Origin of the sequence: Paenibacillus sp. FSL P2-0136, from assembly GCF_037975325.1 — a bacterium.
GTDB lineage: Bacteria > Bacillota > Bacilli > Paenibacillales > Paenibacillaceae > Paenibacillus_AQ > Paenibacillus_AQ silagei.
Genome location: NZ_CP150244.1, coordinates 778,755 through 799,939 on the forward strand (window position 1 = coordinate 778,755; position 21,185 = coordinate 799,939).

The following is a 21,185-nucleotide window of genomic DNA, read 5'->3' on the forward strand; positions in this document are numbered from 1 at the left end:
CAGGCCGGATATTTACGGGTCTCTGGCAGGTTTCTATCAATGTATGGTATATTATTCTCACAAAAACATAGTAAGGAGATTGGAAATGACAAAAACTTTGATCTTTGGTCACAAAAACCCGGATACAGATACGATCTGCTCGGCCATTGCTTATGCGGCACTGAAGAAGGAACTGGGCTGGGATGCTGAGCCGGTCCGGCTTGGAGACATCAGCGGAGAGACTCAGTTCGCCCTCGACCACTTCGGGGTACAAGCACCGCGTCTGGTGGAGAACGTTGCTGCAGAAGCTGAACAAGTGATTCTGGTTGACCATAATGAACGCCAGCAAAGTGCGAATGATATCGATCAGGTCCGTGTGGTTGAGGTTATTGATCATCACCGGATTGCGAACTTCGAGACCGCCTATCCGCTGTATTACCGGGCTGAGCCAGTCGGCTGTACGGCTACCATTCTGAACAAGCTGTACAAAGAGAATGGCGTGGCCATTCCCAAGAACATCGCCGGTCTGATGCTGTCCGCTATCATTTCCGATTCCTTGCTGTTCAAATCGCCGACCTGCACGGAGCAGGATGTGGCTGCTGCGCGTGAACTGGCCGTCATTGCCGGAGTGGATGCCGAGAGCTATGGCCTGGACATGCTCAAAGCCGGTGCAGACCTGAGCGACAAGAGCATTGCCCAACTGATCTCTCTGGATGCCAAGGAATTCAAAATGGGTGAATATAAGGTGGAGATTGCCCAGGTTAACGCTGTGGATGTGAATGATGTCCTGTCCAAGCAGCCTGAGCTGGAAGCGGCGCTTACCGCGATTATTGACGACAAGGGACTGGATCTGTTCCTGTTCGTGGTTACCGATATCCTGAACAACGATTCCGTGGGTCTTGCCCTGGGCCGCGTAGCCGGCGCTGTGGAGCAGGCTTACAATGTGAAGCTGGATGATAACAAGGCTGTGCTGAAGGGTGTAGTGTCCCGTAAATCTCAGATTGTACCGGTTCTTACCGAGACGATCGCCAAGCTGTAAATGCTGCTTCCGGGTGTGCCCGGAGCAATAAGGTTGTCCCGTGACCGGCTGTGCCTTTTCCTCAGGAAAAAAGTACAGCCGGTTTTATTTTACAATTCACAGCAACTCCTTGCCGCCTGAAGGGTATAAACAGCATAGGACATTATAGAGGGGGACGGGAATAATGGGGAAGATGCGCAAGCTGGCGATTTCAACAATGTGCCTGATGATGGTCTCGGGAGGAGGCCTGCTGTATGCTGCTGCCGGCAAAACAGATCTCTCATTCTATGTGAATAATATGCTGCTTAAGCAGTCTGCGCTATCCTCGGATGGCGGGGTCTATGTGCCTGTGGAACAGCTTTCCGAGAATATGCAGGCGATCGTATCGGTGGACGACTCAGCAGGGACGGTCAAGATCTACAAGCCTAATGTGAATACGGTGCTGCTGGATGAGTCGGGCAAGATTTTCGGCAAAGTCAGAATGGACACCAGCAATACCTTCTCTGCCCTGGTGCAGGTGGATGATCTCAAAACAGATATCTCCGATCTGAAAATCACCATTACAGACCCGGCAGGCAAGACGGATGTTGTAGATAACCAGCCGATTACAGAGAAGAAGGACAGCTTCTGGTTCAAATCGGCAGCGTATAATTATAAGGTTACCGACAAGGGGAACTATATGATCCAGGTGTATTTCAAGGATGCTGCGTCCAAGAAATGGTTCATCGTTTCTGAACTGCAGATATCGACCACTTCATAATAACCACAGGAGGCGATTTCATTGATTAAAATCTATCCTGCTGCGTCTGCGCACCAGTTCGATCACGGCTGGCTGAAGGGCAGTCATGTCTTCTCCTTCGGGGATTTCTATGATCCGGACAATACGGCCTTTGGGCCGATGCGTGTCTGTAACGATGATACGATCGCTCCGGGAAAAGGCTTCGGCGCCCATCCGCACAGTGACATGGAGATTGTCTCGATTGTGCTGTCCGGCGTGCTTCGTCATGAGGACAACCTCGGCAATGTCGCGCAGACGTCCTTCGGCGGCATCCAGCGGATGTCGGCAGGGACCGGCGCGATTCATACGGAGCATAACCCTTCGGACAGTGAGCCGGTCCGCCTGCTTCAGCTATGGTTCATGCCCAAGGCCCGGGGGACGGCTCCCTCTTATGCAACCGGACGCTTCGATCCGGCCAAGCTTGAAGGAAGGCTGCTTCCGGTAGTAGCCTCCGAAGCCTCTGACGAGATTGTCGATATAGCCCAGGACATGACCATTTATCTCGGGAAGGCCGAGGCGGGAGGGCAACTGAATTTCCGGCAGGAGCCGGGGCGGCGCAGCTTTGTATATCTGGTTGAAGGGCAGCTTACCCTGAACGGGGATGATGTGCTGAAGCCGGGTGATTCGGCAAGAATCGAGGACATAGCGCAGCTGGAGCTGAAGGCTGATGAGAATATACTGGTCATGGTGATTGATCTGCCGTAATGCGCGGCGGGATACCGACATGAAGGAGGAGCTTGAATGGCAGAACAGGAGAGAGTGCTCGTGAAGCATTCCGTAACCGGACGCATGCTTGTGAACAGCATGGAGGGAGTCGGGTACACCTTCGATGAGCAGGGCGGGCTGACCTTGATCACCCTGACGAATGTGGCGGCAGATAAGGGCGCTGCGGTGGTGGAGCTGAAGGCGGAGCTTAATGTATTCCGCTTCGAGGAGCCTGCGGACGGGCCGGTCATCAAGCATTGGTACTACGTTGGAGATCAGCCTGTAACCTATGATGCGGACTCCGGGCGCTTAACGATAGCCGTGCAGTCCGAAATCGAATACCGGCCAGATCAATACTGGGCCTGATCCCTTCGCAGACTCCACCGCATGTGCTTACAATAGGCGTGAGGTTCGGGGTCTGCTGCTTCATGCACTTTTATGAAAATAGATGAAAATGGGACTGCCAGTTAGATTTGTGAGAAATGTAGTGGTGCTCACCATGGATAATAAGGAAAATAGAACCAGGAATGATTTTGCATGAATGAAAGGCGGAGACCCATGGGAGCACTGCACATGAATACGGCAGCGATGAATTATGGAAGCAGGGAATCTTATTTTGACGGGAAGCTTATTGAGTACATTGGGTGGTGCCTCGCTGGCTGGCTGGTTACGGTCTGTACCTTCGGCATCTGCTATCCCTGGTCTGTGGTCATGCTCTACCGCTGGAAGGTCGAGCATACCGTGGTGGAAGGGCAGCGCCTGCGGTTCGACGGTACAGCCGTCAGCCTGTTCGGACAATGGATCAAGTGGTTCCTGCTGACGGTGATTACGATTGGGATCTACGGCTTCTGGGTGGTTATTAAGCTGGAGCAGTGGAGAACGAAGCACACCCACTTCCAATAAGAAGCTGTATGCTTCGAGTATACGCAGGATGCGAAGAAGAGCCATTCTCCGGTTATGGAGGATGGCTCTTTTGTGTGGATTTTGGAGCAAGACTAGTTGAGCATCAGACCTATAGAAGTTAATGTAGTTCAACCAAGCAGTGCTTTATGCGTGTAGTTCCAAGTAGACATTCAGGGATAGTTGCAGAATGTACACTTAAAAACAGCGAAAAAGAAGGCTTGTCTCTTATAGCTGTAATCTGTACAACTAAATCTGCCCCAACGGGTGGAAACTCGGGAAAGTGGGGATTTTAAGTGTACGAAATACAGCTAAACGTCTACTGGGGAGCAAACCAGACGTTTTAGTTGTACAAAATACAATTAAGCCTGCTCTACTAGTCAGTGCAACCGGCCTGTAGGCTGCTTATTGTGCTTTTTGTGGCTCGGGATAAGTAACCCCAAGGGTATCAACGGTGACCTTCTTCATTACCGGCGGCTGATCCGGGCGGTCATTCTTGCCACGCGGCAGACTGACGATCGCCTGGACCGCTTCGAGTCCTTCGGTAACCTTACCGAAGGAGGCGTAATCGCCGTCCAGGCTTGGGTAAGCAGCGGCCATAATGAAGAACTGGGAGCCGGCAGAATTCATATCGTGCTGTCCTCTCGCCATGGACAGCACACCTTCTGTATGCAACAGATTATTGGTAAAGCCGTTGTTATTGAATTCTCCGGCAATGCTGTAGTCCGGTCCGCCCATTCCTGTGCCATCCGGGTCCCCGCCCTGAATCATGAAGCCCGGAATGACCCGGTGGAAGATGGTTCCGTCATAGAAGCCCTTCTGGATCAATGAAATGAAGTTGTTGACCGTATTGGGGGCAACCTCGGGATACAGCTCGGCCTTAATAACAGCGCCGTTATCCATCTCGATCGTAACCACCGGATGGCTGGCTGTGGCTGAAGGCACGCCTTCTGTAGCAGCGGCGCTCTCCTGCGGTGCTGCTGTAGCCTCACTGCCTGTTCCGGTACTGCTGTTACCATTACCGGCGGCATTATTATTCACTGGCTTATTGCCGCAGCCCGCCAGAATGACGAGCATCAGGCACATCACCGCAAGCAGGATGACGGGTTTTCTTGTGATAGACTTCACTTCAGAATCTCTCCTTTTGTCCAAATATAAGAATTAATATGTTGCACACGATAAATTATCCTTCTATTTCTCGTTGAAACGGTACCGTCCTTTAAAAGGACGGCAAAGCCGTTTCCACTTGTTGAATAATCTGGTGCATTCACCTCTGTATCATACCTTCTTTGTCCTGCTTCTGGCAAAGCCTGCTTCCGCGGCCTGCCGGATTCCGCTACTTTGGTGCGGGCTGCTCTTTGGCGGAAGCGAGCGTTGTTCCTTCGGGAACCGGCAGCAAGGCGCTTTTGGAGATGCCGATAAGCTGGGAGCTGTAGATCCCGCTGTGCCCGGAGAACAAATAACTGATGATGCAGGCGATGAACATATAGACCGCTCCGCCGGAGCCGAACAGCTCGATGCCCATTATGAAGCAGGCAAGCGGTGTATTGGTTGCTCCGCAGAAGACGGCGATGAAGCCAAGTGAGGCCAGGAAAGGCCCATATAGATGAAGCACTCCGGCCAGGCTGCTCCCCAAGGAAGCTCCAATCGCGAATAGCGGGGTTACTTCGCCGCCCTGGAAGCCGGTCCCCAGGGTGAAGGCGGTGAAGATCAGCTTCCACAGAAAGGCGAAGGGCGATACGCCGTCTTCTAAGGAGCTGCTGATCAGCGGAAGGCCCAGCCCCAGATAGTCCCGGGTACCGGCTATGTAGACCAGGGCGATAATGATCAGCCCGCCGGCGGCGCTTTTGAGCATAGGATTACGGATTAGGGCGGTGAAGGTCCGCTTCAGATAATGGGTAAGCTCACTGAACAGCAGGCTGCACAGGCCGAAGAGGATGGAGGCGAATATAACCTTGACCAGCACCAGCGCATCCATAGCGGGGAAGACATCCACCTGATAATGGATATGGTGAACGCCCCACAAGCGGGAGGCTACCAGATCACCGGTGAAGCTGGCGGCAAAACATGGCAGCAGCGCCTTATGGCTGATCAGCCCGATGGCGATGACCTCCAGGCCGAACACCGTTCCGGCCAGCGGAGTGCCGAAGATGGAGCCGAAGCCGCTGCTGATGCCGCACATCAGCAGGATTCGGCGGTCCAGCGGACCGATTCTGAGCCAGCGTCCGAGTGCGTCGGCCAGACTGCCGCCCATCTGCACAGCCGTGCCTTCACGTCCGGCCGAGCCGCCGAAGAGATGGGTAATCAGCGTCCCGCCAAGGACCAGCGGGGCCATGCGCAGCGGAATCGCTTCATTGCCCTGGCGGATCTGCTCCAGGATCAGATTGTTACCCTTCAGGCTGCTCTTGCCGTAGCGCATATACATTCCGCTGACGAGCGCGCCTCCCGCCGGAAGCAGGAAGAGAAGCCAGGCATGCTCCAGCCTTACCTGGGTGACTGCGTTCAGACTGGCCAGGAACAAGGCCGAGGCACTTCCTGCCAGCAGCCCGACCAGTCCCCCCAGGATTACCCATTTGACGAATGTACTCCAGAGCGCAAGCTGGCTCTGGCGCGCCGCAAGTGCTGCCCACCGTTCATACTTCCTCTTCATTATGGCTAACGCTCCCCTACCCGAAATAAATACTGCCCTGAAATCAAAACAGACTCCTACCAGCGTAGTTAACCACTGGTAGGAGTCATTAGCCCCGAAGGGCGGTTATGGCGAACTCCATCGCCGTAATCGAATGAAACTATCGTATGCCGATTGTCTCCAAAAGTCAATATGAACCTGGACCTTGGGTGAACGCCCCGGCAGGACCGCTTAGCCGCGTCTACTCGTCACCGTTCGAGCCGTTCAGCACATCGGTTCCGGGCATGGCATCAGGGTCGGGGGAGACCGGGTCAATGCTGCTTCCGGGAACCAGCTCATCCGCATCCGGGACATCCTCCAGCGGAGCGGCTTCCTCCGCTTCTTCGGTCACCTCTTCCTCCGTATCCGCATAATCAATGACGCTGCCGGTTAATCCGGCTGCACCGGCCGTGTATATAGCATCCGACTCCAGCAGCTCATCCCGCTGCGGACCGGGGGTGGCGGAAGAGGGAGCGGGGCGGTCTGCGCGCGGTCCAAGCCCGGCGTCCGGCACATTCAGGCCGATATCGGCTGCCAGAATAGGATCGCTCTCCAGCGCCGGATCCGAGCCGTCATCCACTACACCGTCGAAATCGATCGGTGTGAAGTGAGCAGGGTCATGACTGGCCAGTGCAGATTCCAGCGGGCGGTTCCCGGCGCCTGCAGTTTCCTCACTGGGGCTTGGCTCAGTAATCGTGCCAAGCGGACGCAATTCTTCCAGCGGGATATCCTGCTCCGGGGAGACACCGCCCATTTTGGTATAGCGCTCATATGCAAAGTCGGCTTCCGTCTTATTGAATTCGTTACCCATCGTGAATCAGCTCCCTTTTCCCTTGTTGTAAGTCTTCTTCATCTTATAGTACAACTATACCCGTTTAAGCGGCGGCGAATCTGCCCGGCATCCAGGCTGCCCATCTGATTAATATATTCATTTCTCCGGCAGAATAACCGGAATAGATGAATTAACCGAGCCGTTTCGAGGTTATTTGCAGTCTGATGGCAGGTATTGTGCAAACGTTGTCGAAAATAAGAATCATATGGACTATATAAATACAACTAAGGATTCACTGAGGTGCCACAATGAAGTTAGCATCAACCAAAACAGCCGCAGTCTTTATTATGCTGCTGCTTGTAATAACCATCATTCCAGCGGGGATCGCCATAGAATGGGATGCACATACCGAAGCGGAAATTCCGGCCTGGGAGCTGAAGTGGGAAACGGCCGGGAATAGCGGCATAGAAGCTGTAATGGCAGGGCCAGCCGCCGGATGGACATGGGTGCGGGCCAGGGAGGCCAGGCCCCTTTCGCCAGCAGGTACCGCTTCCGCCTGGATGCGGATTACCTTGCCTCCTGCGGGAGCAACTCCCGCTATTCTGATCGATAGAGTATTTGGCGACAACCTGAAAGCATATATAGACAACCGGCTAATCTACGATTCCAGCGGGGATGTGGAATATAGCGGCAACAAGGTGCTGATTCCATTACCGGCACAAGACAGTGCAAAGCCGCTCTATCTGTGGAATGCGGGCAGCGGGGAGTTTGGAATCGAGGGGCACATAAGGGTTGGCAGCTATAATCAGCTGCTGTCCTTTTATGTGAAGCAGGATTTGGTGGACGTTGTGCTCGGAGCCGCCATGATCTTCATGGCCGGAGCGTTATTGATCTGCCTGCTGTTCCTTAAGCCCGAATTTTTCTACAGCGGTTTTTTTCTGGCCCTTGTCATCCTGTCCTTTGGAGTGTTGCTGCTGACGTACTCCCCGTTTCTGACGCTGATTCTAAGCCGGGGGGATCGTCTGAGGCAGATCAGCTTCGATATGGCCCTGTTCACCATTATGCCGGCGTTCACGCTTTATTTTGAGCAGCTATTCGGACCGGGCAAGCGGGGCTTCACTACCCGGGTGCGTAAATTTCAGCTCGCCTATTCCGTGTTCTGTACCGCAGCGCTTATTCTGAATGCCGCAGTATCCTTCCGGCTGGATGCGCTGTATTCTATTCTGACTATTAACGCAACCGGTGTACTAATGATGGCCCAGCTTATCTACCTGCTGTATCTGGCGCTTTCTTATGCCCGCAAAGGCAATTCAGATGCCATCCTGTTCACGGGCGGCTTCTCTATATTTGCCGTGGTCTCGGTGGCGGAGCTGCTGCGTTACTTCATTTCAATGGAGAGGTATCATCTGTACTGGTGGAAATGGGGCATGGTGGTATTCATTCTTTCCCTGATTGCTATTCTGGGGAAACGGTTTGCGGGAAGCCATGAGAAGGCGCTGGAATACGCCAGGGAGCTGGAGAAGTTCAATAATGAGCTGCAGCGTTCGGAGAAAATGGAGATTATCAGTGAGCTGGCCGCCTCGGTAGCCCATGAGGTGCGTAATCCGCTCCAGGTCACACGCGGGTTCCTGCAGATTCTGGGGGAGCGCTCCGGCAACAAGGAGAAGGAATATCTGAAGATGGCTGTGGGAGAGCTGGACCGGGCCTCGGTAATCATTACTGATTTCCTTACCTTTGCGAAGCCGGGCTTGGATATCGTGGATGTATTCGAAGTCTCGGGGGAGCTGAAGCATGTGTCGGGAATCCTGCTGCCGCTGGCTAATCTGCAGGGCGGTTCGATAGAGCTGCGTCTGCAGCAGGAGCTTCAAGTGACGGGCAGCCCGGCCAAATTCAAACAGGCGTTCATTAATCTGATCAAGAACAGCATTGAATCACTGCAGGAGGAAGGGGAGATTGTCGTAACAGCCTGGAGGACAGGCAACTGGGTAATCATCAGCGTGAAGGATAACGGCGAGGGAATGAAGGTTAGCGAACTGGCCCGTCTGGGCGAGCCGTATTACTCCAATAAGACCAAGGGGACGGGGCTCGGCCTCATGGTCACCTTCCGTATTATTGAAGCGATGAACGGCACGATTGAGTTCCACAGCCGCAAGGGCGAAGGAACCGAGGTGCTTATTAAATTGCCGGCCTCCAGCATGAATTAGAAATTTTTTTTGTTTATTCCGTTTTTTTGAAGGGATGGGCAGAGCATGGGGCGAAATATTAACACTACAGAACTTTGCTTCTAAAACTTTCCTCTGAGGTGCTTGCATGTCTTTGATGGTCAAAAGTTTACATACAGCGTTAGTATTGTTTCTGCTTTGCCTAGCCTGCGGAAGCCTCCTGGTGTCCGCGCAGAGTGCTTCCCCCGCCAGTGAGATCAGACATTGGCAGATGAAGTGGCAGGAGGGGCCGGATGATGGCGCACTCCAGGCTCCTGTAAAGGATGACCAGGGGTGGATTGACGTGGAGGCGAAGGCGGAGATGCCGCGCAAGCCTACCGGGGTAACCTCCGCCTGGACCAAGATTACTTTGCCCTCCTATCATTACGTGTCCCCCTCCGTCTATATTCAGACGATTTATGCGCTGCATGTGAAGGTGTATGTGGAGGACCGGCTGGTTTTTGAAGGAGACCGCGGCTTCATTATGGATAATTATTCCTTGCTTGTGCCTCTGGACATGCGTGATAACGGAAAGACGCTCTATATCTGGACGCAGACGCTCCAGGACCGGATCGGAATCAAAGAGCAGGTGATGCTCGGTGAGCACAGTCTTCTAATTAAGGACTATATCAAAAACGGACTCATAGATGTGATTCTGGGCGGCGCTTTTATCTTCGTGGCGGCGGTGCTGTTTGTATGCGCATTTTTCCTGAACAAGGAGTATTTCCCCGTGGCAGCTTCGCTGTCCATTGTCATTGCCTCTACTGGTGTGCTCTCTGTAACCTACTCTCCCTTCACGTATACCTTCTACAGCTATTTGGGCGGGCTCAGTGTATTTTTGTTCGATGTGGCGCTGTTGTCCCTGTTACCCGCACTGACCTTCCTGTTCGAGAAAATATTCGGCGCGGGCAAATACGGCATCATCCGCAGGTTCCGCAAATTCCAGATGGTCTATTCCTTATTTTGCTGTGTTCTCCTCATTATAAATGCACTCTCCGGGGGCCGGTATTTGAAATTCTATTACTTCATCTCCACCAATATTGTCGGCATTATTATGATTCTTCAATTCATTCTGCTGATCGGCTGCGTCATCGTGTTCTCCCTGAAGCGCAATAAGGATGCGATCATCTTCGCCTGCGGCTTCGGTACGGCTGCCCTTACCGGGGTGTTGGAGCTGATGTGGTATTATTTCAAACGCGGAAATTATGATCTCTTCTACTGGAAGTGGGCGCTGGTTGTGTTCATTCTCTCGCTGATTGTGATTCTGGGACGGCGGCTGGCGCAGAACCACAGCCAAGTGGTGAAATATTCGCAGGAGCTGGAGCTGTTCAACAACGAACTGCAGCGTTCAGAGAAAATGGAGATTATCAGCGAATTGGCAGCATCGGTAGCCCATGAGGTACGTAACCCGCTCCAGGTGACCCGGGGGTTCCTCCAGCTGCTCAGCGAGAAGTCGAGCGGGGACGAGCAGAAATACCTGTCCATGGCGCTCAGTGAGCTAGACCGGGCGGCGAGTATTATCACCGATTTTCTGACCTTTGCCAAGCCGGAATTTGAACAGGTCTCCCTGCTCTATGTGAATGAAGAGTTCATGCATATCCAGAGCATCCTGCTGCCGTTATGCCATTTGAACGGGGGCAAAATGATTCTGGAGGTGGAAGACGGCCTGTGGGTCAAAGGGAATTCCTCGAAGTTCAAGCAGGCGATGATTAATATCATCAAGAACAGCATTGAATCCCTGGGGGAGGAAGGCACGATTCAACTGCTGGCATACAGCCGGGGGGATAAAATACATATTCATATTAAGGATAACGGGGCAGGTATGGAACCGGCTGTGCTTAGCCGTCTGGGCGAGCCGTATTTCTCCTCCAACAAGACGAAGGGCACGGGGCTCGGGCTGATGGTTACCTTCCGTATTATTGAAGCGATGGAGGGCGAAATTCGTTTTATGAGCAAAAAAGGAGCCGGAACCGAGTCCATCACCATTCTGCCGCGTGCAGAAGGGCCGGACGATTCCAACTCCCGATAAGATAATAGGTTGACTTGAATATGCTACCAGGTTCCCATTGGGGTGATACGTGTCTTCATTACATCGGAAGAAGGGCTTGGGGGAATGACCAGGTAGAATTCATTAGAGCCTTCCTCTACGGTCTTCAGTGTAATGTTGTCAGGAAGGTTGATGCCCAGCGCTTCCTGGAGCGCTGCCTTCGGATCTGCAAGCAGTCTTTGTTTGAAAGCCGGATCTTCCCACGCCTTCTGAATCACCTGATTCTTAAGAACTCCTACTGACAATACAATCACCCTTTCAAAATGGTTATAATTGCCTTTTTAGTATAGCATAGGCCATTATATAATTCTATTGCTATTTGCATAAATTATGAGAGATTCGAGTGCGAAGACAGCCAGTAATCCAGCCCCCCGCCCAGCAGCAATTGCTTCTGCGCTTCAATGGCTGCGGCGATTTGCTGCAGGTTCTGCACGAGCACGAGATGGAAGGACACCAGCAAGGGCAGCTGTAAGCTGGCCTCCTCCAGGATGAGTTGGTTGGCTTGGGCAGTCGCAGCATATCCGGTAAGTCCGCCTGCTACATAGATGAAGTCCTTCACTGCTGATTCGGTCAGTGGTTCTCCTGCGGCCATCCCGGTACTGGAGCGTACCAGTGACAACAGGCAGTTATAGCTGCTGTCCTCCAGATCCTGTTCCCAATCTTCATAGTCGTCAAGCAGCTGCAGGGTCAACAGCACAGTGTGAATCATCTCTTCGGCCTCGGGAATGGAGGAGGACTGGCCGGAGAGGAGCAGCGCGGCCGTGCTGCTGAGCTTAAGCGGGCTGGCCTTATGGGAGATACGGATGCGGTCATTCAGGAAGTAATCGCTGCCGGCTTCACCGCTCACGCTGTCTGCCCACTCGCTGATGTAACGGCTGAAGCAGGGCCAGAAGGGAGAGTCCGCCGGGAACAGCGGAAGGTAGGTAGCCAGAAACTCGACATAGAGCAGATTGGCAAGTGGCAGCGCTTCCGCTGCCGAGGCCTCCGGGCTGTCCATCAGATCATCCTGGAGGAAGAAGTAGAGCATGAGGAAGATGTTACCTGCGGACATCCTGCGGGCCACTTCAGGACTCAGGCCACAAGGGTCCTGGAGCCAGAAGGGCAGCAGGTAACAGATGTAATTCTTGTGGCTGTCCGGGTGGAACACGTTGAACTGATTGAGATACGACAGGCCGCGGGCATTAAGCGGCTCTGGAAACGCAGAGATCACCCTGCGGCTCTCCTCAAAGACCACACGGAGCTCGTCCTCATAAGCATGAAGCCAATCCATAGGTATATCTCCTGTCAATTATGTATTTTATTTAAAATATTAGGTAAAAAGTGGTTATATGATCACATTATAATCCTGCGAATGACCTATTTCAATCCAAATTTTGTTGCTGTGCGGCGCAGGATCGCCGGGAGGAGCAGGAGTGTACCTGATTTCACCGGTTGGAGGCTAATGTATGCGTATTAAACCGACCACAATGGGACCGGGGGCGGCGCGTAGGCCAAATGTAATCGAAAAACCGAACACAATGGGACCGGGGGCAGCGCGTAGGCTGAATGTAATCGAAAAACCGACCACATTGGGCGTGACGGAGTCGCGTGGAGCAAATGTAATCGAAAAACCGATCACAATGGGACCCGGGGGCAGCACGTAGGCCAAATGTAATCGAAAAACCGACCATAATGGAACCGGGGTCAGCACGTAAGCCAAATGTAATCGAAAAACCGACCACAATGGGACCCGGGGGCAGCACGTAGGCCAAATGTAATCGAAAAACCGACCATAATGGGACCGGGGGCAGCGCGTAGGCTGAATGTAATCGAAAAACCGACCATATTGAGCCTGACGGAGGCGTGTGGCCCGAATGTATGCGGAAAAACATTCTTTCAAAATCTTTCTATATCACAAAAAAACCTCCCTTTGGGAAATGGAGCTTCTGCACAACCATTTCAAAGGAGAGGTTTCTATTGTACGTTCAAATATAAGAATTTATATGTTACACACAATAAATTATCCTTCTATTTCTCGCTGAAACGGTACCGTCCTTTAAAAGGATGGCAAAGCCGTTTCCACTTGTAGTGTGTTCTTCCGTAGTGTAATCTACCTAACTGCCTCTGCATCCAGCTTGGCGGCAAGTGCGGTATATTCCCCGCGCAGGCGGACCAGCTTCGAGACACTGCGCTCCAGGCCGCCCGGCCGGTTGCGCCGGGTCCAGAGCTGGCGGTACTGGTGGAGCAGCAGATCCAGATCATGGATCAGCGCCTGTACCTGCGCTGCCTGGGGCTGCGAATCGGCGGCGGCGAGCTGCTGCTTAAGCCGGGTAAGCTGCACGGCATGCTTCACGAAGTGAATGCCGCTGCGCAGTTCTTCTATGACCAATCCGGCGTCGCTGCATTCCAGAACGGGCTGCTCAAGCCTGGCTTCAAGGGCAAGAATGTATTGCTCCAGCTGATCAAGCTGTTCTACAGGCAGCTTCACAGCCAGCTGTACATGCTCCAGATGGCTGCGCAGCAGCATAGACATCTCCGTGTCATTCGGGCAGACCGTGCCCGACTCCAGCTTGTAGTAGTTGCCCAGATCCAGCAGCAATTGCCCGATGGTTCCTGAGCGGTCTTGGAAGACCGCCGTGTTCAGATAATGCGCCACATCCGCCTCCAGATTCCCCTCTACATTCCAGGCAAGCGCTGCCCCGTAGGCGAATCCGGCATAGCTGACCGGCAGATGCTGCCAGTGGCCGAAATCTCCCCAGTCGGTAATCAGGTAGCCGACAGCGCCGTTTCTCTTCCCATGCACCGCAGCGCTGCGCAGATTGGCGAGCATGTTGTCGGTCCTGCCGGTGAGCGAGTTCCAGGAACTGGTTCCCGGGCAGACATAGAACGGGATGCCTGCCTCCCTGAATTTGCGGGTATCCGCTTCAAAAGGATGAGCCGCGCTGTATCCCCACTCCATGGCGATGATATCCTTCGGCAGCCGTGGGATCAGCTCGGGATGCTGGATGATGATATCGCCCCAGAATTGCATGGTTTTGCCGCGCTGTTTGACCAGTCCGTGAATCTTCTGCAGGAAGGAGAGATACAGCTCGCCTTTGCCGGAAGACTCCGCCAGCGCCTGGCTTGCGCCAAGTCCCAGTTCATAAGTCTCATCACAGCCGACATTGAACATCTCTGAGCTGAAGTAGGGAAGGAGGTCATCGTACATCGTGCCCAGGAGCTGCAATACCTCAGGGTCCTCTGTATGGAAGGTTCCGGGATGCATAAATAATCCTTCCGGGTATAAATCGCTATCATACATCTGATCCGGGAGCATGAAGCCTGCGGGGATCTCTGCCAGATGGTTGAACTCCGGCCGGGTCAGCCAGCCTTCCATATGGCCGAAGCTGTTTTGATTAGGCACCAGCTCAATGTACCGCTCGCGGCAGTAGGCATCCAGCAGCAGGATTTCATCGCCGGTAACCGGAGTTTCCAGCTCCCATACCTGCTGGAAAGACTCATAAGCAAACGGAGCTCCTTCTATATATAGCTGCAGCTGATTCAGCTTGAGGTCCGCCATGAGATCAATGATCCGGTACAGGGTATCCAGCGTGGGGATTTTGTTGCGGCTGATATCAAGCATGAGCCCTCTGGCCGCGAAATCCGGCTGATCGCGGATATGCAGATAAGGCAGTGTCCGGCCGTACTGCTGCAGGAGCTGCTTCAGTGTCACGGCTGCATAATAAGCGCCTTGCGGGGAACCGTAAGCGGCAATTAGGCCTTCTTCGTTAATGTGCAGCTCATAAGCTCCTTCTGTAAGCTGTGCGTTATAGCGGAAGGTGCAAGCCGGAACTGTGGCAGACCGCTGCCCTATGGACAGAGGCAGACTGAGACGGACCACCTCGGAAGCGGTCTGTTGAAGCCTGCGGGCTGCGGGAAGGGCGGACAACTGGTCCTCACCGGTCAGCACAATGCTGCCCCGGGATGGAAGGTGGAACTGTCCTGCGGATACCGTGAGCATATGCGGCCGGGGAAAAAGCTGTAAGTGAACAACATCAGACATAGCGTGGACACCTCTTATTCATGTAGAATATGATCATCTTCATTATCAACATATCACTCCTGAACACATGGAGGAATGCAGTGTATGCCCAAGCTCATGGATTATATGATCAGCCCGTATCCAGTAAGAATTATTGATCCGAAGGTGGAGGCCGCCAGGCTGCGCCTGAAGTCGATCCGTGTCGGGCAAGCCGGCCATCTGCCGGGAAGAACGCTGTTTCGTTCGGGTGTCAGCTTTGAACACTGGGCACTTGTATATATAGTCGCAGGAGGCGGAACTTATACGGAGAACGGAGGACCAGAGCAGCAGGTCCATGAGGGAAGCCTGTTTTTTTTCAGACCCGGTTATAGCTACAGCTTCGGACCGCCCCCAGGCGGGTATTGGGATGAATATTATATTAATTTCAGCGGAAGCCGTGTCACAGAATGGCTGGAAGCCGGAATGATTGCGGGTGGAGAGGTAACCCGGGGGGATAAGGCGGAAGGGCTGGAAGCGTCCTTTGAAAAGGTTCTGGCGTACATGGCCGGAGATGTTCCTGGTGATGCGGACCGGGCTGCGCTGCTGCTGGAGGAGATGCTGCTGGAATGCTCGCTGCAGCTCCAGGGCAGCCGCCGCCCGTGGCAGCAGGAAGCCATGCCGCTGATCCGGGAGGCGCTGAATGCCTGCATCTATGAGCAGCCGGATCTGCCGGGGATGGCCGAGCGCCTGCACCTGTCCATGTCTACACTCCGCCGCACGGTGCGGCGGAGCAGCGGGTACCCGCTGCATGAATATATCCACCGGCTGAAGATGGCCGAGGCCAAGCATTTGCTGCTGAATACCTCCCTGCAGGTGCAGGAGATAGCGGGAATGCTTCATTATAGGGATAGTTTTTATTTTTCAAGGCTATTCAAGAAATATATGGGCCTCTCCCCGCAGACCTGCCGGAATCATCTGTGACATAATAAACGACATAATTCTACTTTTTATCTTAAAAGAGTCTCTGAATAATGTCGTTTTTTGCAGATTTTTGTTGACACGCAGAAAAAAACAGTGCTATGCTCTAGATAATATTAGCAGTTCTAGAATAGTTCTTCTAGACTATGCCGGAGATGAGACTATTGAGAGAGTATTACTGCATCAGTTGCCGCAGTCTCCATAGGGTGGTAGGACCTAATCATACCTTGCGTATTTTGTCCACCGGGTATCATATCGTTGGCGAACAGCGCTATCAAATTTGTATATGTAATAATGCCAAGCGGGAGCAAGCTGTGACGGCGGTGACTGAATAGACTGTGCCGGGTGTACTCACCGGATAACCGAAGACTTCTCTTTTGAAGAGCCTGTCCCTGGAGGGAGAGGCTCTTTGTCATGCCCGGAGCCGGACTGGATAATTTTGCATACGCTATCATTTGAGGGGCTGGATATAGTTGGTTAATTTTTCATGAAAAAAGAATAATTATACCCATTTTATTTTCAAAGTAAACGCTATCATTAGAAATCGAAACTTGTTATTGTGATTTTTCTCATGTATGATGCTTTTAAACATAGCTTAGAATAAACTCGAATTTTCCACAAACTGGAGAATAGGGTGGTGGGATGAACATTAAATTAACAGTCGAAGACCGTACGATCGCCTTTTTCAGAATCTTTTCTTTGTCCCTCACATCGTTTATGTACCTCATGGTTCCTGCGGGGCCTTCCGTAATATACAAATCCCTACTAATCATTGTGCTATTCTTATTTGCCCAACTATTCCCGTATTATTACCGGAGGTTCCATGCAAAATCCCGTACTCTAATGCTGATGGTCAGTATGGAGACGGCACTCATTGCGGTGTTGATGTTATTTACTGGAGGATACGATAGTCCTTTTAAGCTATATGTACTGAATCCGGTGCTGTTTGCGGCGGGTGCGCTCTCTTTGTATTGTGCCTGGAGTCTGATCCTGGGTTATATTGCCATGGTGGCGGTATCGGGCTACATGGATGCCGGTTCTCCGGGTCTTACGATTGCTGAAATTATGCTTGCCAATGGTAACCTGTTTCTAGCCCTGGCTCTCGCGGTTATAGTTATGCAGATGGTTAAGGGGATAAAGCGGCAGCGGGAGGAAGCGAACGCGCGGACCAACGATACCATGGAGCATATCAAATCGCTTTATCACATCGTGGAAACATCAAGCCAGCATGACTTCATGAATATTGGCCAAGTCATTACCGACTATGTGGTCAAGCTTACCAAGCTGGAAAAGGCCCTGTTCTGGTTCGCCAAAAAAAGCGGTGAGCCTGCTCCGCAGAGCCGCCAGACGGGATGGCAGCATGAGGAGGAGCGCTTTCTGTTCATGGAGCTTGAGAAGCATGAGCATGAATGGAGGCTGCAGCGTGAACCGGTATTCAAGAGTATGCCGGGGATCGGCGACTTCCTGCTGATGCCGGTAAGAATGAGCACCCGGTTCGTCGGAATGATTGGCGTGAAGCTGGAAGCCTCGGAAGGGCTGGAGGGCCGCCGGTGGTACATCCAGCAACTGATGTTCCTGTCGGAGCTGAGTGCGATTATTCTTGAGCGCCACGAGTTGGGCGTGATCGAGAACCGGCTGATCATCACGAACGAGCAGAACCGGATAGCCGATGAGATGCACGACAGTGTCTCCCAGAGTCTTTTCGGCATCGTCTATGCGACCCACTCCCTGAAGCAGACCTGGCGCAAAATGTCTGAGCGGGAGCTGGAGGAGCAGATTGAGCTTATCCATGATTCAGCCACCAAGGTAGCCAAGGAGCTGCGGATTACCATCTACAGCCTCAGCTCCAAGAAGAGCGGCGGCCCGAGCTGGCTTGGGATGGTGCGCTCGCATCTGAAAAGCCTCTCCCGGCTTAATGATGTTGAGATTGAACTGAAAATAACGGGGGATGATTTCAGTCTCCCTTATCCTTACCACAAGGCACTCTTCCGGATTATCTCCGAAGCGACCGGCAACGCCATAAGACATGGTGCTGCCAGCCGGGTGGATGTAGAACTGTCGCTTAAGCCGAAATGGATTAGACTATCGATTATCGACGATGGCGTCGGTTTCGATGCAGATCTAAGCTGGAACGAACCTGATGAGCACTCAGGCGGACTGGGAATGAAGAATATGCAATATCTGGCACAGTCCCTTGGAGGCGATTTCCAGTTAACCAGCAGTGAGAACGCTGGAACCAGAATTTTAATCTCTATACCTGTCGGTGTGGCTGAACTGAAAAATGCATAAACTTTAGGCAGGAGGTCGTTCAAGTGAAAATCGTCATTGTTGATGATCACCCTTTGGTGAGAAGAGGATTGGCATCTGTGATATCGATGCAGTCCAATCTGCAGTTTGCCGGCGAAGCAACGAATGGCCAAGAAGCTCTTCTCGTGATTGAGGAGATACAGCCTGATCTTGTGCTGATTGATCTGAAGCTTGCCGATGAATCGGGCCTGGATATTATCAAGGAAGCCCGCGTGCGCGGATTCTCATGCAAGTTCATCCTGCTAACATCCTCAGCCAGCCGGGAAGATTTCCTGAAGGCGGAGGAAGTGCTGGTAGACGGTTATGTACTGAAGGAAGCTCTGCCGGAGGAATTGCTGTTTGCCATTCAACTGGTCCACAAGGGCAGGAAGTATTACGATCCCGGGCTGATGGAAGATAAGATGCGCATGAGCGGCAGCAGTCCGACCGATGAGCTTACACCCAAAGAGAAGGAAGTTCTGATTGAGCTGGGACAGGGGGCCTGCAACCGCGAGATTGCTTCACGCCTGTTCATCAGCGAATTCACCGTCAAGAAGCATGTCAGCCAGATTCTGGCGAAGCTGCAGGTGGCGGACCGGACGCAGGCGGCCTTATACGCCAATGCTGTCGGGCTTACCAAATATGAGATGTCATACGATTAATAATCATCCCTGTGAATGATCGGGGACGGAGCACGGACCACGTTGTCCGTGTTTTTTTGCGTTCAGGGAGATCAAAGAGCCGGAGGGTGAAGATTACCGGTGCGGCCGAATGGCCGGATGTATGTGAAAAACAGCATACATTGTACTCGCAAGCAGGCCTACGGGCCGAATGTATGTGAAAAACAGCATACATTATGCTCGCAAGCAGGCCCACGGCCCGAATGTATGCGAAAAACAGCATACAATGGGCGGCTGTGAGGTCACTGGGCCGAATGTATGTGAAAAACAGCATACATTATGCTCGCAAGCATGCCCACGGCCCGAATGTATGCGGAAAACAGCATACATTAGCTCGCAAGCGGGCCCACGGCCCGAATGTATGTGAAAAACAGCATACATTATGCTCGCAAGCAGGCCCACGGCCCGAATGTATGCGAAAAACAGCATACATTGTGCTCGCAAGCAGGCACACGGCCCAAATGTATGCGAAAAACAGCATACATTGTGCTCGCAAGCAGGCCCCGGCCCGAATGTATGCGAAAAACAGCATACATTGTGCTGCAGCGGAATGCTGGCCCCAAGGTGCACCAGCAGCCTTCCCCCCCCCGGTTAGGTGATGTTGTGTCACCGGGGGTGTTAGTATTTTCCATGGATATGGTACTAAAGTATACCATCCACCCCCTCTGGCGGACCAAACGGGGGTACTCGAAAGTGAAGTGTAAAGTGATGCTAGGGGGCATGTGATAAATCCTGCGCGTTGTTAGAATAAAAGCAAGACATCTGAAACTTTCATGATTGCTTTCAAAACGAACATAAGCGGAAGGAGGGTTACTGTGGAAAAGACGATTCTGGATTACATTAACCTGATAAAGAAAAAATTATGGTTAATCATGGTATTTGTACTGATCTCCTGCGCCACCACCTTCTACGTCAGTAAAAACTTCGTTGCACCCGTCTACTCCGCCTCTGGACAGCTACTGGTCAACAACGTTGTGAATGTCCCCGAGAGCAATAATCTCAACGCACTTAACTTCAGTCTTAACCTCATCGAGAGCTATAAGGAAATCATGAAGTCGCCAACCATTATGAAAAGTGTGATTGCGGAGCATCCCGAGTTCGGTCTGACAGCGGGCCAACTGGCTGCCAAGCTGCAGATCAAATCCTCGGAGAAAAGCCAGGTGATTAATCTGACCGTGGAGGATAAGGATTACGGCACTGCAGCTACGATTGTAAACGCGGTTTCGCAGACCTTCATCCGCAGCCTGCCGGCACTGATGAACCTGGATAATGTAACATTCCTGACTCCGGCTGATCCTGCAGCCCAGCCTCTGCCGGTCAACGGCGGGGTGACCATGAATATTCTGATCAGCTTCGTGGTGTCACTGATGGCAGCGGTCGGGATTATCCTGCTGATGGAGACGCTGAACGGTACGCTGAGAAACGAGAAGGAAGCGGAATTTGAGCTTGGCCTTCCGGTCATTGCCAGTATTCCAGCCATCCGCAAACGCGATTTCGGCAGTGCGGACAATGACAAGGCAAGAGTAGGGGAGGGCAAATATGTTACGGCTGAATAGAAGTCTAATCGCGGACATAAACCCGTCATCGCATGTCTCCGAATCCTTCCGCTCGCTGCGCACGTATATCCGCCAGCTCGGCTTGCTGAAGGGGCCAGGCGGACAGGTGCTACTCTTCACTTCAGCGGAGAGCGGCGAAGGCAAGACCACGATTCTCTCCAATCTGGCCGTATCCTTCGTACAGGATGGCAAGAAGGTAGCGGTGGTGGATTGCAACCTGCGGAAGCCCGGCCTGCATAGCGTGTTCGATGTGGAAGGCAGCCAGGGGCTGGCAGCTTACTTAAGCGGCTACGAGGAAGCGAAGGACGTTCTGGTATACGGCAGCTTGGCGAATCTGGCGGTAATCCCTGCCGGATTGAGTACAGTCAGTCCGCCGGATCTGCTCGGCAGCGAGAAGATGGCCGGGCTGCTTACAGAGCTGAAGGCAAGCTTCGATCTGATTCTGCTGGATTCGCCGCAGGCGGTCGATTACAGCGATGCACGGATTCTGGCCCCGCTCTCGGACGGGGTGGTCATTGTCGCCAGACACGGCCGGACGAAGCGCGAAGCGCTCCGCAAGCTGAAGGGTCTCATGGAACAGACAGGTGTAAGGATTCTCGGAATAGCAATGAACCAGACCAAGTAGAACACCGAAGCGG

19 protein-coding genes and 1 riboswitch are annotated in these 21,185 nt (G+C 52.8%); of the genes, 13 read left to right on the forward strand and 6 right to left on the reverse strand.

Annotated features, from left to right (window positions below; translation table 11 throughout):
• Positions 1-85 precede the first annotated feature (85 nt).
• From NYE26_RS03230 to NYE26_RS03250, 5 genes are all read left to right on the forward strand, one after another.
• On the forward strand, positions 86-1,018 hold the full coding sequence (locus NYE26_RS03230; protein WP_339253854.1) for a manganese-dependent inorganic pyrophosphatase: 933 nt from the start codon (positions 86-88) through the stop codon (positions 1,016-1,018).
• A 163-nt stretch (positions 1,019-1,181) separates the two neighbouring features.
• The gene (locus NYE26_RS03235) at positions 1,182-1,757 is read left to right on the forward strand and encodes a hypothetical protein (RefSeq protein WP_036723452.1); all 576 of its coding nucleotides are present in this window, start codon (positions 1,182-1,184) and stop codon (positions 1,755-1,757) included.
• Positions 1,758-1,778: 21 nt separating this feature from the next.
• A complete protein-coding gene (locus tag NYE26_RS03240; protein WP_339253856.1) occupies positions 1,779-2,480 on the forward strand; it encodes a pirin family protein in 702 nt (233 codons plus the stop codon).
• A 36-nt stretch (positions 2,481-2,516) separates the two neighbouring features.
• Entirely contained in the window at positions 2,517-2,846 is a 330-nt protein-coding gene (locus tag NYE26_RS03245; RefSeq protein ID WP_339222501.1) for a hypothetical protein, read from the forward strand.
• 207 nt (positions 2,847-3,053) lie between these two features.
• Positions 3,054-3,383 carry a DUF898 family protein gene (locus NYE26_RS03250; RefSeq protein WP_155991317.1) on the forward strand — a complete coding sequence of 110 codons (330 nt, stop codon included), beginning with the start codon at positions 3,054-3,056 and terminating at the stop codon, positions 3,381-3,383.
• 402 nt (positions 3,384-3,785) lie between these two features.
• Here NYE26_RS03250 and NYE26_RS03255 read toward each other — a convergent pair whose 3' ends face one another.
• The 3 genes from NYE26_RS03255 to NYE26_RS03265 all read right to left on the reverse strand — a co-directional run bounded on the left by NYE26_RS03255 (position 3,786) and on the right by NYE26_RS03265 (position 6,859).
• Positions 3,786-4,466, reverse strand: coding sequence for a peptidylprolyl isomerase (locus tag NYE26_RS03255; protein WP_339257302.1), 681 nt, complete (start codon positions 4,464-4,466; stop codon positions 3,786-3,788).
• Positions 4,467-4,716: 250 nt separating this feature from the next.
• Positions 4,717-6,030, reverse strand: a complete 1,314-nt coding sequence (locus NYE26_RS03260) for a voltage-gated chloride channel family protein (RefSeq protein ID WP_339253858.1) — start codon at positions 6,028-6,030, stop codon at positions 4,717-4,719.
• A 72-nt stretch (positions 6,031-6,102) separates the two neighbouring features.
• Positions 6,103-6,164: riboswitch (Fluoride riboswitch) on the reverse strand.
• 86 nt (positions 6,165-6,250) lie between these two features.
• Positions 6,251-6,859, reverse strand: a complete 609-nt coding sequence (locus NYE26_RS03265; RefSeq protein ID WP_209877219.1) for a hypothetical protein — start codon at positions 6,857-6,859, stop codon at positions 6,251-6,253.
• A gap of 269 nt (positions 6,860-7,128) precedes the next feature.
• Here NYE26_RS03265 and NYE26_RS03270 point away from each other — a divergent pair, with 269 nt between their 5' ends.
• On the forward strand, positions 7,129-9,024 hold the full coding sequence (locus NYE26_RS03270; protein WP_339253860.1) for an ATP-binding protein: 1,896 nt from the start codon (positions 7,129-7,131) through the stop codon (positions 9,022-9,024).
• A gap of 229 nt (positions 9,025-9,253) precedes the next feature.
• The gene (locus NYE26_RS03275) at positions 9,254-11,050 is read left to right on the forward strand and encodes an ATP-binding protein (RefSeq protein WP_339253862.1); all 1,797 of its coding nucleotides are present in this window, start codon (positions 9,254-9,256) and stop codon (positions 11,048-11,050) included.
• Between the two features lie 23 nt (positions 11,051-11,073).
• Here the strand turns inward: NYE26_RS03275 and NYE26_RS03280 are convergent, their stop codons facing one another.
• Together NYE26_RS03280 and NYE26_RS03285 are read right to left on the reverse strand one after the other, a co-directional pair.
• On the reverse strand, positions 11,074-11,313 hold the full coding sequence (locus tag NYE26_RS03280; RefSeq protein ID WP_036693592.1) for an NHLP leader peptide family RiPP precursor: 240 nt from the start codon (positions 11,311-11,313) through the stop codon (positions 11,074-11,076).
• An 83-nt stretch (positions 11,314-11,396) separates the two neighbouring features.
• A complete protein-coding gene (locus NYE26_RS03285) occupies positions 11,397-12,338 on the reverse strand; it encodes a hypothetical protein (RefSeq protein ID WP_339253864.1) in 942 nt (313 codons plus the stop codon).
• Positions 12,339-12,513: 175 nt separating this feature from the next.
• Between NYE26_RS03285 and NYE26_RS03290 the strand changes: the two genes are divergently transcribed.
• Positions 12,514-12,711, forward strand: a complete 198-nt coding sequence (locus tag NYE26_RS03290; protein ID WP_339253865.1) for a hypothetical protein — start codon at positions 12,514-12,516, stop codon at positions 12,709-12,711.
• A 446-nt stretch (positions 12,712-13,157) separates the two neighbouring features.
• On the opposite strand, the gene NYE26_RS03295 is transcribed toward NYE26_RS03290, so the two are convergent.
• Positions 13,158-15,089: a family 20 glycosylhydrolase gene (locus tag NYE26_RS03295; RefSeq protein ID WP_339253867.1), complete on the reverse strand. Its 1,932-nt coding sequence runs from the start codon at positions 15,087-15,089 to the stop codon at positions 13,158-13,160.
• An 84-nt stretch (positions 15,090-15,173) separates the two neighbouring features.
• Here NYE26_RS03295 and NYE26_RS03300 point away from each other — a divergent pair, with 84 nt between their 5' ends.
• The 5 genes from NYE26_RS03300 to NYE26_RS03320 all read left to right on the forward strand — a co-directional run bounded on the left by NYE26_RS03300 (position 15,174) and on the right by NYE26_RS03320 (position 21,172).
• The gene (locus tag NYE26_RS03300) at positions 15,174-16,028 is read left to right on the forward strand and encodes a helix-turn-helix domain-containing protein (protein ID WP_339253869.1); all 855 of its coding nucleotides are present in this window, start codon (positions 15,174-15,176) and stop codon (positions 16,026-16,028) included.
• An 840-nt stretch (positions 16,029-16,868) separates the two neighbouring features.
• Positions 16,869-18,314, forward strand: a complete 1,446-nt coding sequence (locus tag NYE26_RS03305; RefSeq protein WP_339253871.1) for an ATP-binding protein — start codon at positions 16,869-16,871, stop codon at positions 18,312-18,314.
• A gap of 23 nt (positions 18,315-18,337) precedes the next feature.
• Positions 18,338-18,973, forward strand: coding sequence for a response regulator transcription factor (locus tag NYE26_RS03310; RefSeq protein ID WP_036693598.1), 636 nt, complete (start codon positions 18,338-18,340; stop codon positions 18,971-18,973).
• Positions 18,974-19,806: 833 nt separating this feature from the next.
• Positions 19,807-20,547: a Wzz/FepE/Etk N-terminal domain-containing protein gene (locus NYE26_RS03315; protein WP_036723433.1), complete on the forward strand. Its 741-nt coding sequence runs from the start codon at positions 19,807-19,809 to the stop codon at positions 20,545-20,547.
• Positions 20,531-21,172: a CpsD/CapB family tyrosine-protein kinase gene (locus tag NYE26_RS03320; RefSeq protein ID WP_339253874.1), complete on the forward strand. Its 642-nt coding sequence runs from the start codon at positions 20,531-20,533 to the stop codon at positions 21,170-21,172. Before NYE26_RS03315 ends, NYE26_RS03320 begins: the two co-directional genes overlap by 17 nt.
• Positions 21,173-21,185 lie beyond the last annotated feature (13 nt).